Raw genomic sequence first — 14,163 nt, forward strand, 5'->3', positions numbered from 1 at the left:
GGGGTCAGCCGACGACCCTCTGCTGGATCCAGTCCATCGCCCGGTCGGGGAGCACCTTCCGCGCGGCCAGGATCGGCTTGGCACCGAAGCCGACGGCGTACCTCGTCCGGGGGCGCTTCGCGGTCACCGCCTTCTCGATCGCGCGGGCGACGACGTCGGGGTCGGAGGCCATCCGGGCCATGCCGTCGCCTTCCAGCGACGACGCCATCTTCTCGACGAGCTCCGCGTAGGGGCCTTCGCCGGAGACCTTGCGACCGGACTCCATCGCGATGTCGCCCCACTCGGTGGCGATCGCCCCGGGCTCGACGACCACGACGTCGACGCCGAACGGCGCCAGCTCGACGCGCAGCGCGTCCGAGAGACCCTCGACCGCGAACTTGCTGGCGTGGTACCAGCCGCCGAACGGCGTCGTGATCTTGCCTCCGATCGAGGTGATGTTGACGATCGTGCCACTGCCGCGCTCACGCATCCCCGGCACGACCAGCTGGGTCAGCCGGGCCAGGCCGAAGAGGTTGACCTCGATCTGGCGTCGCGCCTCCTCCAGCGGCACCTCCTCGATCGAGCCGTAGGACCCGTAGCCGGCGTTGTTGACCAGCGCGTCCACCCGGCCCTCCTCGGCCAGGATCTTCTCGACGCCGGCCACCATCGCGGCGTCGTCGGTCACGTCGAGCGCCAGCGGTCGTACGCCGTCCGGCTCGAGCTCCGCCAGGCGGTCGATGCGCCTGGCGGCGCCGTAGACGATCCATCCGGCCCGCGCCAGGCGGCGGGCGGTGGCAGCGCCGATGCCCGACGAGGCACCGGTCACGAGGGCGACCTTGGTCATTGTCCCAACTCCTAACTGAAAGGTTAGTTAGAAGTGAACACGCCCTCTCCGCCTTTTTCAACCAACCGGTTAGAAACTACTCTGGCCCTCATGCCGCCACGTGACGCCGACGCGACCCGCACCCGGTTGCTGACCGCTGCCGCAGCCGAGTTCGCCCGCTACGGCGTCGCCGGCGCGCGGGTCGAGCGGATCGCGGCCGCCGCCCAGTCCAACAAGGCGCAGATCTACCACTACTTCAACAGCAAGGACGGCCTCTTCGCAGCCGTCATCGGCGCACACGTCGAGGCGACCTTCGCCACCGACTACTTCGACGCCGCCGCACTTCCCGAGACCGCGGCGGCGATCTTCGACACCTTCGTCGACAACCCCGACCTCGCCCGCCTCGCCAACTGGCTGCGCGTCGAGGCGACCAGCCTGGACGCCCCGATGCCCGCGCTGGAGGACGCCAACGCGGCCAAGATCCGCGCGATCGAGAAGGCACAGTCGGACGGGATCGTCACCAACCGCCTACCCGCGGCCGTTCTCCTCGGCCTCATCGTCACCATCGCCTCGGCCTGGACCGACCTGCCGCCCGGCTTCGACATGATCGAGCGGGACTTCACCGTCGCTCAGCAGCGGGAGTTCGTCATCGAGTCCGTACGCAGACTCGTCGCTCCTTAGCGGGCGGTTCAGCACGACGCGACGCGGCATTTCCCCGCCATGGCGGGGAAATGCCGCGTGGCCGGCACCCCTCAGGGGCACCGGCCACGTCGGGCGCTGCAGGATCAGAGGTTGATCATGTGACCTGCGATGCCGTGGATGGCCTCTTTGACGGCCTCGGAGAGGGTCGGGTGCGCGAAGATGTTGCGCCCGATCTCGTCGGCGGTGAGGTCCCACTGCTGCGCGAGGGTCAGCGCCGGGAGCTGCTCGGTGACGTCCGGGCCGATCATGTGAGCACCCAGGAGCTCGTTGTGCTCGGCATCGGCGACGATCTTCACGAAGCCGACAGCGTCGCCCAACCCCATCGCCTTGCCGTTGGCCGAGAACGGGAACTTCGCCGTCTTGACGTCGTAGCCCTTCTCCTTGGCCTGCTCCTCGGAGTAGCCGAAGGAGGCGATCTGGGGCTGGCAGTAGGTCGCCCGCGGCACCATGTCGAAGTTGATCTCCATGGTCTCGGCACCGGCGATGGTCTCGGCGGCGACGATGCCCATGGCCTCGGCCACGTGGGCGAGCATGAACTTTCCGGTGCAGTCACCGATGGCGTACACGTTCTCGACGTTGGTGCGGCCGCGGCCGTCGATCGCGATGGCCTTGCGGTCGGTCAGCTCGACGCCGACGTTCTCCAGGCCGTAGCCCTCCACGCGGGGAGCGAAGCCGAAGGCGGCCAGGAACTTGTCAGCCTCGATGACGGTCTCCTCGCCACCGGCGGCCGGCGCGACGGTCACGCGCACACCAGAGCCGGTGTCCTCGACGGACTTGACGGCGGTCGAGGTGAGCACGTTGACGCCCAGCTTCTTGTAGTGCTTGGCCAGCTCCTTGGACACCTCGGCGTCCTCGGTCGGCACCATCCGGTCGAGGAACTCGACGATGGTGACGTCGACGCCGAAGTTCTTCATGACGTAGGCGAACTCGACGCCGATCGCGCCGGAGCCGCCGATCACCATGGACTTCGGAACGTTGGAGTCGAGGATCTGCTCCTCGTAGGTGACGATGTTCTTGCCGTTCGGCACCACACCCGGCACCGAGCGCACGGTGGCGCCGGCAGCGATGATCAGGTTGTCGAAGGTGTAGTCGGTGTTCGCGCCGTCCTTCGCGACCGTGATCGACTTCGGACCGGTCAGCGTGCCCCAGCCGTCGATCTCGGTGATCTTGTTCTTCTTCATCAGGAAGTGGACGCCCTTGACGATCCCGGCGCTCACCTGGCGGGAGCGCGCGTGGGTCGTGGAGAACTCGAGGTGGGCGTCACCGACGATCCCGAACTTCTGCTTCTCCTTCGGGTCGTTCAGCGTGTGGGCCAGCTCCGCGTTCTTCAGCAGGGCCTTGGACGGGATGCACCCGACGTTGAGACAGACACCGCCCCAGTACTTCTCTTCGACGACGGCGACGGACTTGCCGAGCTGAGCGGCACGGATGGCGGCGACGTAGCCACCAGGGCCAGCGCCGAGGACGAGAACATCAAAGTGGGTCACACATCAAGGGTAGACCGGCAATACCAGATAGATCCCAAGCGGGTGAGGACTGGGCGGTAACCTCGTGACCTGTGACTCTCTACGCGGCCTATGGCGTCAATCTCGACCCGGCGCTGATGAGCGAGCGGTGCCCGCATTCGCCGTTGCGTACCACCGGGTGGCTGGGCGGTTGGCGGCTCACCTTCGGGGGCGAGGACAACGTGCTCGGCGACGGGCCGACGGCCACGATCGTCCAGGACCCGTTCGAGCAGGTCTTCGTCGCGGTCTACGACGTCGTGGATCAGGACATGGAAGCCCTGGAGAAGTGGGAGCTGGCCGACATCGGCCTCTACTTCAAGACCAAGGTGCGGATCTCCGCGCTCGCCGAGGATCTCCTCTGCGAGACCTATGTCCTGGACACGTACGAGGGTGGCATCCCGGACGCCCGCCAGCTGGGCGCGCTGGCCGACGCCGCCGAGGCGGCCGGGGCGCCGGCCGACTACGTACACGCGCTGCGTACGCGGCCCTGCCGGTCCAACGACTGAGCCGGTCCGGTCAGGTCTAAACTCAGCGAGTGACCACGCCTTACGAACTCGCCAAGGAAGCCGCCTCCGCTCTCGCGGAGAAGACCGGCGTCGAGAAGCACGACATCGCGCTGGTGCTGGGCTCGGGCTGGCTGCCCGCAGTCGACGCGCTCGGCGAGGACTACACCGAGATCGCCACCACCGACCTGCCCGGCTTCAGCGCCGCCGCGGTCCAGGGCCACAGCGGCAAGATCCGCTCGATCCGGTCGGCGAGCGGTCGCAACCTGCTGGTCTTCCTCAGCCGCACCCACTACTACGAGGGCAAGGGCGTCGACGCGGTCGTGCACCCGGTCCGCACCGCGGCCGCAGCCGGCTGCTCGACGATGGTGCTCACCAACGGCTGCGGCGGGCTCAACCCGTCCTGGTCGCCCGGCACCCCGGTGCTGATCCGGGACCACATCAACCTCACCGCCACCTCTCCGCTGGTCGGCGCCAACTTCGTCGACCTCACCGACCTCTACTCCTCGCGTCTGCGGGAGCTGGCGAAGCAGGTCGACTCCTCCTTGGACGAGGGCGTGTACGTCCAGTTCCCCGGCCCCCACTACGAGACCCCGGCCGAGGTGAAGATGGCCGGCATCATCGGCGGTGACCTGGTCGGCATGAGCACCACCCTCGAGGCGATCGCGGCCCGCGAGGCGGGGATGGAGATCCTCGGGATCTCGCTGGTCACCAACTTGGCGGCCGGCATCTCTGACCAGCCGTTGAACCACGCGGAGGTGCTGGAGGCTGGGCGTAGTGCGGCTGCTCGGATGGGTGGGTTGTTGAGCAACCTGGTCCCCAAGATCTGAGCCTGGTTCGCCTCTAACCGTTTCATCGGGGTTGGGGTGGGCCGGGAACCGCTCCGGGCAGGGGAAGGCTTCTCCGGGCGAACGAAAATTCGTTCGCCCCACCGAGCAGAGGCACCTCCAGCGGAAAGAAAATTCCTTCCACCAGCAGAACCCACACCCGGAAGAGACCGGCTCACCTGGCGAACGAAAATTCGTTCACCTCACTCCCCACCGGCGAAGCGATCAGCCCATTCCCAGGCCCCTACCCAACCCACATCTCCGCACCAAACCCCTGCCGCCGACCCGATAGCCAGCCAAAATTCTCGGCGACCCCGAAAGGGTCGGCGGCAAACACCAACCACAAGAACATCAGCCCAACAGAACCCGAAGCCGATCGTCGATCTCAGGCACCCGATGACCTAGGGTCAGATCATGGTCCCCACAGATCACTCCGCGCTCGTCGTCCGAGCCCGGGAATGGCTTGCCGATGACCCGGACGCACAGACCCGAGCAGAGCTCGAGAGCCTCCTGAACTCCACCGCCCCGGGGGCCACGGCCGAGCTGGCCGACAGGTTCTCGGGCATGCTGCAGTTCGGCACCGCCGGGCTGCGGGGCGCGCTCGGGGCCGGGCCGAACCGGATGAACCGTGTGGTCGTGATCAAGGCTGCCGCGGGGCTGGCCCGCTACCTGCTCGCGACCGGCGCGCAGGGGCCGGTGGTGATCGGCTACGACGCCCGGCACAACTCCGACGTCTTCGCCCAGGACACCGCCGAGGTGATGACCGGAGCGGGCCTTCACGCGTTGGTGATGCCGCGCTCGCTGCCGACGCCGGTGCTGGCGTACGCCGTCAAGGCGCTGGGGGCAAGCGCCGGGGTGATGGTGACGGCCAGCCACAACCCGCCGCAGGACAACGGCTACAAGGTCTACCTCGGTGACGGATCGCAGATCGTGCCGCCGGCCGACGTCGAGATCGCGAAGCGGATCGCGGCGGTCGACAAGGTGAGCTCGGTCCCGCAGGGTCCGGCCGGCCAGACGATCAGCGAGGACCTCGTCGACAGCTACCTCGACACGGTCGTCGGACTTCTCACCGAAGGCGGCCCGCGCGACCTCGAGACCGTCTACACGCCGCTGCACGGTGTCGGCGGCGACCTGGTGCACCTGGCGATGAAGTTCGCCGGCTTCCCCGCGCCGTTCGTGGTCAAGGAGCAGGAGCGACCCGACCCCGACTTCCCGACCGTGGCGTTCCCCAACCCCGAGGAGCCCGGCGCGATGGACCGGGCGATGGCCCTCGCCAGCAAGAAGGGCGCCGACCTGGTCATCGCCAACGACCCCGACGCCGACCGCTGTGCCGCCGCCATCCCCGTCGGCAAGAAGTGGCGGATGCTGACCGGTGACGAGGTCGGCGCGCTGCTCGCGACCCACCTGATCCGCAAGGGCGTGAAGGGGACGTACGCGGCATCGATCGTCTCCTCCTCGCTGCTCGGCAAGATCGCCGCGGCCGCCGGGCAGGCCTACGCCGAGACGCTCACCGGCTTCAAGTGGATCTCTCGCGCCCCCGGGCTCGCGTTCGGCTACGAGGAGGCGCTGGGCTACTGCGTCGACCCCGAGCACGTACGCGACAAGGACGGCATCTCGGCGCTGCTGCTCCTGTGCGAGCTGGCCGCGTCGCTGAAGGCGGAGGGTCGTGGCTTGGCCGACCTGCTCGACGAGCTCGCGGTCGAGCACGGCCTGCACGCCACCACCCAGCTCTCCATCCGGCTCGAGGACCCGGCTCAGATCGCCGGCGCGATGCAGCGCCTCCGTGACCGGCCGGTGACCGCCCTGGCCGGGGCCGCCGTGCAGCAGCTCGACGACCTCACCACCGGTATCGGCGGCCTGCCGCCGACCGACGGGATCCGCTATCAGCTGGCCGGTGGGTCACGGGTGATCGTGCGGCCCAGCGGCACCGAGCCGAAGATCAAGTGCTACCTCGAGGTCGTCGAGCCGGTCGCCTCACCGGAGGCCCTGGCACAGGCCCGTACGGACGCCGAGATCGCCCTCGGCGCGCTCAAGGTCGACATCCGCGCGGCGATGGGGCTGTAGAGCTTCCCGCTGGTCGAGCCGCCGGAGCCGCTAGGCGGAGGCGTGTCGAGACCAGCGGGAAGCGTCAGACCAAGAGCAGGATCACGAAGACGACGGCCACGACGCCGGTGGCGGCGATCAGCGGCCAGTCCCAGCTGCGGCGTACGTCCTCGGCGAGGGCGAACTGCTCGTCGGAGTCGCGCTTGATCCGGCGCCGGTCGCGGGCATCCTGGGCGAGCGCGTTGAGCCGGTCCTCGATGAAGTCGGCGTGGTTGCTCAGCGGCTTGTGGTCGCGCTTGGCGCCCTTGATCGCTTCCCGTATCGGACGCCCGACGGCACCGCTGACGTAGGTGCGGCCGCCCGCGTAGGCGCCGAGGGTGCGACCGACCGAGACACTCTCCAGGGCGGCCATCGGGAAGCGCACCGTCGAGTACAGGTGGTGGAGCACGAAGTCGCCCTCGCTGACCCCGACCCTGGTGCGGATGAACGCGGCGTACGCGATCAGCGCGAAGAGCACCCCGCCGGCCGTCGTCTCTGGGTGCCAGTCGGTGACGGCATCGATCACGATGACCGCGACCGCGCCTCCTGCCGCGAGGAATCCCCACGTGGTGCTGCTGGAGTTGCGGAACCACTCCTCGGGCTGATCATCGCTCACGGCGCAAACCTTAGCCTTCGCGAGGTAGATGCATATGCTGAGCCTGTGCCTACCCCCGCAGAGATCGCGAAGCTGATCGATCACACCCTCCTCAAGCCCGAGGCGACCCGCGCCGACGTCGACGCGCTGATCGCCGAGGCCGCCGAGCTCGGCACCTACTCGGTGTGCGTCTCCCCGTCGATGCTCCCGGTCACTGTCCCGGACGGCCTGAAGGTCGCCGTGGTCTGCGGCTTCCCGAGCGGCAAGCACCTCTCCACCGTCAAGGCCGCCGAGGCGGCGGCCGCGGTCGAGGCCGGTGCCGACGAGATCGACATGGTCATCGACATCGGCGCCGCGAAGGAGAAGCGCTACGCCGATGTGGAGGCCGACATCGCCGCCGTGCGCGCCGCGGCCCCGGCCCCGACGGTGCTGAAGGTGATCATCGAGTCCGCCGCACTGGAGGACGACGAGATCGTGGGCGTCTGTCGGGCTGCCGTCGACGCCGGCGCGGACTTCGTGAAGACCTCCACCGGTTTCCACCCCGCCGGTGGCGCCAGCGTCCACGCCGTGGAGCTGATGCGCGAGACCGTCGGCCCCGACCTCGGCGTCAAGGCCTCGGGCGGCGTGCGGACCATGGAGCAGGCCGAGCAGATGATCGCCGCCGGGGCGACCCGGCTCGGGGTCTCGGGCTCGCGCGCGCTGCTGGCCGGGTCGGCTCCCGGCGCCGGCTACTGACTTCGGCCCGGCACAGGCGAGAATGCTGCGGTGCGCGCTCAGGTCATCGTCCTCGCCGGCCCCTCGGGTGCCGGCAAGTCCCGTCTGGCCGAGCGGCTCGGCCTGCCGGTCCTGAGGTTGGACGACTTCTACAAGGACGGCTCCGACCCCTCGCTCCCCCGGATCACCGAGGGCCCCAACGCGGGCCTGGTCGACTGGGACCACCCCGACTCCTGGCATCCCGATGACGCGATGAAGGCGATCACGGCGCTCTGCGAGACGGGCATGGCCGACGTACCCGTCTACGACATCGCCCACGACGGCCGCACCGGCTGGCAGTCGCTGACCCTCGGGGACGCGCCGTTCTTCGTCGCCGAGGGGATCTTCGCCCAGGACATCGTGGCCGAGTGCCGCGACGCTGGCCTGCTGGCCGCTGCCTACTGCGTCACCCACTCACCGACGGTGACCTTCTGGCGCCGGCTCACCCGCGATCTCCGCGAGCGCCGCAAACCACCGTTCGTGCTGGTCAAGCGGGGCCTGGCGCTGATGCGCGCACAGCCGCAGGTCGTCGCCGACGCGGTCGCCAAGGGCTGCACCGCGGTCTACCCGAAGCACGGCTACGTCGCCATCGGACGACTCACAGGGCCGCGTACGCGTCCTTGATCTCGTGGATCAGGTCGACCCGCTCGTCGTAGGGCAGGAACGCGGACTTCATCGCGTTGGTCGTCAGCCGCTGGAGCTCGGGCAGCCCCCAGCCGAAGGCCTCCACGATGCCGGCCATCTCCGCCGACATCGAGGTCCGTGACATCAGTCGGTTGTCGGTGTTGATGGTGACTCGGAACCCGAGGTCGTAGAGCAACCCGATCGGGTGCTCGGCGATCGACTTCGCCGCCCCGGTCTGCACGTTGGAGCGAGGACAGAGCTCGAGCGGGATCCGCCGGTCCCTGACGTACGCAGCGAGCCGGCCGAGCCGCGGCGCCTCCCCCTCCTCGAGGGTGATGTCGTCGACGATGCGTACGCCGTGACCGAGCCGGTCGCAGCCGCAGGGGTGCACCGCCTCCCAGATCGAGGGCAGCCCGAACCCTTCGCCGGCGTGGATGGTGAACCGCATGTTGTCGGCGGCGAGCTGCTCGAACGCCGCCAGGAACCGGCTCGGCGGGAAGCCCTTCTCAGGGCCCGCGATGTCGAACCCGGCGACGCCGCGGTCGCGCCAGGCCACCGCGAGATCGGCGATCTCGGTGGCATGGGCGGCCTGCCGCATGGCGGTGAGCAGCTGGCGTACGACGATCTTCCGACCGCTCTCCGCGACCCTCGCCATGCCCTCGTCGAACCCGGCCTGAACTGCCGCGACGACCTCCTCCAGCTCGCCGCCGTTGGCCAGGTGCAGCTCCGGTGCCCAGCGGACCTCGGCGTAGACGACGCCGTCCTCGGCGAGGTCCTCGACGCACTCCCGAGCCACCCTCGTCAGCGCGGGCAGCGTCTGCATGACCGCCAGCGTGTGCGCGAAGGTGTCGAGATAGCGCTCCAGCGACCCCGAGTCCGCGCTGGTCACGAACCATTCCTCCAGCGCGACCGGATCGTCCTGGGTACCCTCCGGCAGCCGGTGGCCCACCTCAGCGGCGAGCTCGACGAGTGTCGAGGGACGTACGCCACCGTCGAGGTGGTCGTGGAGCAGCACCTTCGGGGCGGCCTTGATCTGCATGTCGGACGGTTCCATGGGCCCATTATTCCGTATGCCGCTAGATTCCGGGGGTGCGTACATTCACCACTCTCCAAGAAGTATCCGACGCCGCAGGCACCGAGATCGGCACCGGCGAATGGCTCCAGGTCGACCAGGACCGCGTCAACGCCTTCGCTGACGCCACCGGCGACCACCAGTGGATCCACGTCGACGAGGAGCGGGCCAAGGAGGGACCGTTCGGCGGCACCATCGCCCACGGCTACCTGACGCTGTCGCTGATCCCCTACCTCGGTGTCAGTGTCTACTCGCTGGAGACGCCCGGCGCGAAGCTCAACTACGGCCTCAACAAGGTCCGGTTCCCCACCCCGGTCCTGGTCGGCTCCCGGATCCGTCCGGTCATCACCTTCGGCGAGGTCACCGAGCTCCCCACCGGCCTCCAGCTCGTCGTGAAGACGACGATCGAGATCGAGGGTTCGGCCAAGCCCGCATGTGTCGCCGAGTCGGTCGTGCTCCTGCTGGAGGCCTGAGCCCGCTCAGGAGTAGTCGGCCCACAGGCGCTGGGTCGTGCCGTCGACGGTCATCTCGCCACCGTAGGGCAGGATCCACTGCGGTCGGGTGTGCCCGAACGGTGGGCCGACGACGACCACGGCGTCGGGGTTGTAACGAGCGACGGTCTCGATCGCGGCATCGCGCTGCTCGGCGCGCTTGGCGGCGCGCTCCTCAGCGCTCGGGCGACGCTCGAAGTCGGACGTCGGCGGGCGAGCGACGACCACCGCGTCGATCGCCTCGAGCAGCCCGCGCTCGCCCAGCGAGCGCGTGATCCAGCCGAACTCCTGCGCCGGGATGAGCTCCTCGGAGGTCTCCAGCAGGAGTACGCCGCCCGCCACCACCGCCGGGTCGGCCGGGAAGCGTCCGGCGGTGAGCGCCCACTGGAGGATCTCGATGCAGCCGCCCCAGGTGCGCCCGGTCACCTCGCGGGACGGCCCGGCCCAGGTCCAGGGCTCGGTCGCCTCACGCTCGCCGTACTCGGTCAGCGCGCGCGGGTCGTTCCAGTCGCGACCGATGTCCTCGGACTCCCCGGGCTCGGTGATCTCGAGCCGCTCGCCGGTCAGCAGCGCCGCCTTCAGCGAGGCCTCGTGGATCGGGTCGAGCCCCGGCCCCGGCCCGAGGTGGACCTGGGTAGAGCCGCCGTGGAACGCCGCGACGCCGTTGGTCCACAGCCAGTTGAGCAGGTTGGTGTTGTCGCTGTAGCCGAGGAACGGCTTCGGGTCCTTGCGGACCAGGTCCGCGTCCAGGTGCGGGATCACGGTGATCTGGTCCTCGCCCCCGATGGTGGCCAGCACCGCCCTGATCTCGGGGTCGCCGAACGCGGCATTCAGGTCGGCCGCGCGCTCCTGCGGCGTCGCACCGACCTTCCGGGTCGTCGGATACTCCACCGGCACCAGCCCGGTCACCTCGGTCAACCGCGTCAGCGCCTGCTCGTGGATCGCCGGCCCCACCCCCGGCGCGGCGAAGGAGGGTGACAGTACGGCGACCTTGTCGCCCGCGACGGCCTTGGGTGGCTTGACGATCTTCATGGGTGAAGTCTGGCCGTTTGCCGACCCGAGAAGCGACCCGTTATCGCGCGGTCATCCCCGCTGGTCGAGCCGCCGGAGCCGCTAGGCGGAGGCGTGTCGAGACCGCGGACGGCCTCGCGGCTCGACCAGCGGCGGACGGTCAGCCGATCCGGTCGAGAATCAGCGGCGTCGCCTCGTACGCGGTCCCGTCCCCGATCTCGTAGCCACCCTCCAGCGCGGTGAGCGCGCGGTCGAAGCGCTCAGGGGTGTCGGTGTGGAGCGTGAACAGCGGCGTACCAGCAGCGACCGAGTCGCCCGGGCGAGCGTGCCAGGTGACGCCGGCCCCGGCCTGTACGGCGTCCTCCTTGCGCTCCCGCCCGGCGCCGAGACGCCAGGCCGCGAGCCCGACGGCCATCGCGTCGAGCCGGGTCAGCACGCCAGAGGTCGGCGCGGTGATCACGTGGGTCTCGCGGGCGACCGGCAGCGTCGCCGAGGGGTCACCGCCCTGCGCCGAGATCATCGCCCGCCAGGCGTCCATGGCCTTGCCGGAGGCGAGTACGTCGGCGGGGTCGGGGCCGGACACACCGGCGGCGGTCAGCATCTCTCGCGCGAGCGCGACGGTGAGCTCGACGACGTCTGCGGGCCCGCCGCCGGCAAGGACCTCGACGGACTCGGTGACCTCGATCGCGTTGCCGGCGGTCAGGCCGAGCGGGGTGGCCATGTCGGTCACGAGCGCGACCGTGTTGACGCCCGCGTCGGTGCCGAGGTCGACCATGGTGCGCGCCAGCTCCTGGGCGGAGGCGAGCGTCTTCATGAACGCCCCGGCGCCGACCTTGACGTCGAGCACCAGCGCCCCGGTGCCCTCGGCGATCTTCTTGGACATGATCGAGGAGGCGATCAGCGGGATCGACTCGACGGTGCCGGTGACGTCGCGCAGCGCGTAGAGCTTGCGGTCAGCCGGGGCCAGCCCCTCACCGGCCGCGCAGATCACCGCGCCGACGGAACCGAGCTGGGCCAGCATCTCCTCGTTGGACATCGACGCCCGCCACCCGGGGATCGACTCGAGCTTGTCGAGCGTGCCACCGGTGTGACCGAGGCCGCGGCCGGACAACTGCGGCACCGCCACCCCGCACGCCGCGACCAGCGGCGCCAGCGGCAGCGTGATCTTGTCGCCGACGCCGCCGGTGGAGTGCTTGTCGGCGGTCGGCCGGGCCAGGGAGTCGAACGACATCCGCTCTCCCGAGGCGATCATCGCCGCGGTCCACCGCGCGATCTCGCGCCGGGACATCCCGTTGAGCAGGATCGCCATGTTGAGCGCCGACATCTGCTCCTCAGCGACGACCCCCGCCGTGTAGGCCGCGATCATCCAGTCGATCTGCGAGTCGCTCAGCTCGCCGCCGTCGCGCTTGGCGAGGATCACCTCGACCGCATCATGCTGTGACATGGGTACCACCCTAGGCATCAGGCCAGAGCCTCCGGACCGAAGGCGTCCGGAAGGACCTCGGACATCGGCCTCACGCCTGAGACGGTCATCAGCAGCAGCTCGGGGCCGCCGTTCTCCCAGAGCAGCTGACGGCAGCGGCCGCAGGGCATGATGACCTCGCCGGACCCGTTGACGCAGACGACGTGGGTGAGGCGGCCGCCGCCGGTCATGTGCAGCGACGAGACGAGCCCGCACTCGGCGCACAGCGTCACGCCGTAGCCGGCGTTCTCCACGTTGCACCCCTGGAGAAGGCGTCCGTCGTCTGCGTATCCGGCCACTCCGACCGGGTAGTTGGAGTAGGGCGCGTACGCATGTTTTGCGGCCTCGACCGCGTGCGCACGCAGGCCTTCCCAGTCAAAGCCCTCTGCGGCGTACGTATGTTTCTCGGTCATGGTTCGACCTTAAAGCCTGTCCGGACAACCAAGCACAAGCTAGGAGGCTTAGGCTTCGTCGAGATCAAAAGTTGGTAACCGTTCGCGTAATCCCTGGCAATGCTCGGTCTTTGGGGAGAGCGTTCGGACATGAATGTCCTTTGCGCCGCGTTCCGCGGAGCAACGACCTGGAGGCACCAGTGAAGAACAACATCAAGAAGGCCGCCGCCGGCGGCTTCGCCGCGGTCCTGACCGCTGCCGCGCTCGCCGCGTGTGGAGAGGCGCCGGCCGAGCGCGCTGGGGAGGGGAACAGCGACTACCTTCCCTGCATCGTCTCCGACGAGGGCGGGTTCGACGACAAGTCGTTCAACCAGCTCAGCTACGAGGGCGTGAAGGAAGCCGCCGACGAGCTCGGCTCGAAGTTCAAGGACGTCGAGTCCAACAGCCCCAACGACTACACCTCCAACCTGGAGAGCCTCGTCGGGCAGGGCTGCGACACGATCGTCACCGTCGGCTTCGCGCTCTCGGCTGCGACCATCGAGTCCGCCAAGGCCAACCCCGAGACCGAGTACGTCCTGATCGACGACGCGGCCGACGCCGACTTCGACGGCAAGACGGACGCTGAGAACATCAAGCCGATCCTCTACGACACCGCCCAGGCCGCGTTCCTGGCCGGCTACGTCGCCGCCGACTACACCAAGACCGGCGTCGTAGGCACCTACGGCGGCCAGCCGTTCCCGACCGTGACGATCTTCATGGACGGGTTCAAGCAGGGCGTCGAGTACTACGCGAAGACGAAGAACAAGGACGTCAAGGTCGTCGGCTACGAGGGCGGCGAGAAGGGCTCCTTCACCGGCGAGTTCGTCGCCAACGAGAAGGCCACCAACACCGCCCGCCAGATCATCGACCAGAACGCCGACGTGATCCTGCCGGTCGGCGGCCCGATCTACCAGGGTGCGCTCACCGCGATCGCCGACTCCGGCAAGGAGGTCGCCCTGATCGGTGTCGACGCCGACTTCTACGAGACCGACCCGAACACCCAGGACGTCGTGCTCACCTCCATCCTGAAGAACATGAAGACCTCCACCACGGATGTCATCCTCGCCGCGGGTGAGGACAAGTTCGACGCGACGCCGTACGTCGGCACGCTCGAGAACGACGGGGTCGGCCTGGCGCCGTTCCACAACTTCGAGTCGAAGGTCTCCGAGACCCTCCCCGACGAGATCGACGAAGTCACCGCCGGCATCAAGGACGGCTCGATCAAGGTCAACTCCTACCTGGCGGAGTGATCACCCCGGTGGCCCCGCCCGTCGGGACCACCATGACGAGGGGGCCGGGTGCA

15 protein-coding genes are annotated in these 14,163 nt (G+C 69.0%); 8 read left to right on the forward strand and 7 right to left on the reverse strand.

Going from position 1 to position 14,163, the window contains the following annotated elements; genetic code table 11:
* Nucleotides 1–4: 4 nt before the first annotated feature.
* Nucleotides 5–823, reverse strand: a complete 819-nt coding sequence (locus tag BLT25_RS27670; protein WP_091052770.1) for an oxidoreductase — start codon at nucleotides 821–823, stop codon at nucleotides 5–7.
* A gap of 90 nt (nucleotides 824–913) precedes the next feature.
* Here BLT25_RS27670 and BLT25_RS27675 point away from each other — a divergent pair, with 90 nt between their 5' ends.
* The gene (locus tag BLT25_RS27675) at nucleotides 914–1,483 is read left to right on the forward strand and encodes a TetR/AcrR family transcriptional regulator (protein WP_091052771.1); all 570 of its coding nucleotides are present in this window, start codon (nucleotides 914–916) and stop codon (nucleotides 1,481–1,483) included.
* A 104-nt stretch (nucleotides 1,484–1,587) separates the two neighbouring features.
* On the opposite strand, the gene lpdA is transcribed toward BLT25_RS27675, so the two are convergent.
* Complete coding sequence (gene lpdA / locus BLT25_RS27680; RefSeq protein ID WP_091052773.1) at nucleotides 1,588–2,991, reverse strand: dihydrolipoyl dehydrogenase; 1,404 nt, start codon at nucleotides 2,989–2,991, stop codon at nucleotides 1,588–1,590.
* Nucleotides 2,992–3,062: 71 nt separating this feature from the next.
* Here lpdA and BLT25_RS27685 point away from each other — a divergent pair, with 71 nt between their 5' ends.
* The 3 genes from BLT25_RS27685 (at nucleotide 3,063) to BLT25_RS27695 (ending at nucleotide 6,403) form a co-directional block, all read left to right on the forward strand.
* On the forward strand, nucleotides 3,063–3,515 hold the full coding sequence (locus BLT25_RS27685; RefSeq protein ID WP_091052774.1) for a gamma-glutamylcyclotransferase family protein: 453 nt from the start codon (nucleotides 3,063–3,065) through the stop codon (nucleotides 3,513–3,515).
* A gap of 29 nt (nucleotides 3,516–3,544) precedes the next feature.
* Entirely contained in the window at nucleotides 3,545–4,342 is a 798-nt protein-coding gene (locus BLT25_RS27690; protein ID WP_091052775.1) for a purine-nucleoside phosphorylase, read from the forward strand.
* Between the two features lie 411 nt (nucleotides 4,343–4,753).
* Nucleotides 4,754–6,403: a phospho-sugar mutase gene (locus tag BLT25_RS27695; protein WP_091052776.1), complete on the forward strand. Its 1,650-nt coding sequence runs from the start codon at nucleotides 4,754–4,756 to the stop codon at nucleotides 6,401–6,403.
* 64 nt (nucleotides 6,404–6,467) lie between these two features.
* On the opposite strand, the gene BLT25_RS27700 is transcribed toward BLT25_RS27695, so the two are convergent.
* Nucleotides 6,468–7,037, reverse strand: coding sequence for a hypothetical protein (locus BLT25_RS27700; protein WP_091052777.1), 570 nt, complete (start codon nucleotides 7,035–7,037; stop codon nucleotides 6,468–6,470).
* A gap of 45 nt (nucleotides 7,038–7,082) precedes the next feature.
* Here BLT25_RS27700 and deoC point away from each other — a divergent pair, with 45 nt between their 5' ends.
* The gene (deoC, locus tag BLT25_RS27705) at nucleotides 7,083–7,751 is read left to right on the forward strand and encodes a deoxyribose-phosphate aldolase (protein ID WP_091052779.1); all 669 of its coding nucleotides are present in this window, start codon (nucleotides 7,083–7,085) and stop codon (nucleotides 7,749–7,751) included.
* A gap of 30 nt (nucleotides 7,752–7,781) precedes the next feature.
* Nucleotides 7,782–8,393: a uridine kinase family protein gene (locus BLT25_RS27710; RefSeq protein ID WP_091052780.1), complete on the forward strand. Its 612-nt coding sequence runs from the start codon at nucleotides 7,782–7,784 to the stop codon at nucleotides 8,391–8,393.
* On the opposite strand, the gene BLT25_RS27715 is transcribed toward BLT25_RS27710, so the two are convergent.
* Nucleotides 8,368–9,447: an adenosine deaminase gene (locus BLT25_RS27715; RefSeq protein WP_091052781.1), complete on the reverse strand. Its 1,080-nt coding sequence runs from the start codon at nucleotides 9,445–9,447 to the stop codon at nucleotides 8,368–8,370. The two genes, BLT25_RS27710 and BLT25_RS27715, sit on opposite strands and share 26 nt — an antisense overlap.
* A 35-nt stretch (nucleotides 9,448–9,482) precedes the next feature.
* On the opposite strand from BLT25_RS27715, the gene BLT25_RS27720 reads away from it, so the two are divergent.
* Nucleotides 9,483–9,938: a MaoC family dehydratase gene (locus tag BLT25_RS27720; protein WP_091052783.1), complete on the forward strand. Its 456-nt coding sequence runs from the start codon at nucleotides 9,483–9,485 to the stop codon at nucleotides 9,936–9,938.
* A gap of 6 nt (nucleotides 9,939–9,944) precedes the next feature.
* Here the strand turns inward: BLT25_RS27720 and BLT25_RS27725 are convergent, their stop codons facing one another.
* The 3 genes from BLT25_RS27725 to BLT25_RS27735 form a co-directional block, all read right to left on the reverse strand.
* Nucleotides 9,945–10,988: a S66 family peptidase gene (locus BLT25_RS27725; protein ID WP_091052785.1), complete on the reverse strand. Its 1,044-nt coding sequence runs from the start codon at nucleotides 10,986–10,988 to the stop codon at nucleotides 9,945–9,947.
* A gap of 139 nt (nucleotides 10,989–11,127) precedes the next feature.
* Nucleotides 11,128–12,411 (reverse strand): thymidine phosphorylase, encoded by a 1,284-nt coding sequence (locus BLT25_RS27730; protein WP_091052786.1) that lies wholly within the window; start codon nucleotides 12,409–12,411, stop codon nucleotides 11,128–11,130.
* A 17-nt stretch (nucleotides 12,412–12,428) separates the two neighbouring features.
* Nucleotides 12,429–12,842, reverse strand: a complete 414-nt coding sequence (locus BLT25_RS27735; RefSeq protein ID WP_091052788.1) for a cytidine deaminase — start codon at nucleotides 12,840–12,842, stop codon at nucleotides 12,429–12,431.
* Between the two features lie 179 nt (nucleotides 12,843–13,021).
* Between BLT25_RS27735 and BLT25_RS27740 the strand changes: the two genes are divergently transcribed.
* Complete coding sequence (locus tag BLT25_RS27740) at nucleotides 13,022–14,110, forward strand: BMP family lipoprotein (protein ID WP_091052790.1); 1,089 nt, start codon at nucleotides 13,022–13,024, stop codon at nucleotides 14,108–14,110.
* Nucleotides 14,111–14,163 lie beyond the last annotated feature (53 nt).

Source organism: Nocardioides sp. YR527, from assembly GCF_900101045.1.
GTDB lineage: Bacteria > Actinomycetota > Actinomycetes > Propionibacteriales > Nocardioidaceae > Nocardioides.

Excerpts from the sequence above, each read along its gene's own strand:
- BLT25_RS27725 (WP_091052785.1), bottom strand. The coding sequence starts at position 10,988 with ATGAAGATCGTCAAGCCACCCAAGGCCGTCGCGGGCGACAAGGTCGCC.
- BLT25_RS27715 (WP_091052781.1), bottom strand. The coding sequence starts at position 9,447 with ATGGAACCGTCCGACATGCAGATCAAGGCCGCCCCGAAGGTGCTGCTC.
- BLT25_RS27670 (WP_091052770.1), bottom strand. The coding sequence starts at position 823 with ATGACCAAGGTCGCCCTCGTGACCGGTGCCTCGTCGGGCATCGGCGCT.
- BLT25_RS27675 (WP_091052771.1), top strand. The coding sequence starts at position 914 with ATGCCGCCACGTGACGCCGACGCGACCCGCACCCGGTTGCTGACCGCT.
- BLT25_RS27695 (WP_091052776.1), top strand. The coding sequence starts at position 4,754 with ATGGTCCCCACAGATCACTCCGCGCTCGTCGTCCGAGCCCGGGAATGG.
- BLT25_RS27730 (WP_091052786.1), bottom strand. The coding sequence starts at position 12,411 with ATGTCACAGCATGATGCGGTCGAGGTGATCCTCGCCAAGCGCGACGGC.
- BLT25_RS27735 (WP_091052788.1), bottom strand. The coding sequence starts at position 12,842 with ATGACCGAGAAACATACGTACGCCGCAGAGGGCTTTGACTGGGAAGGC.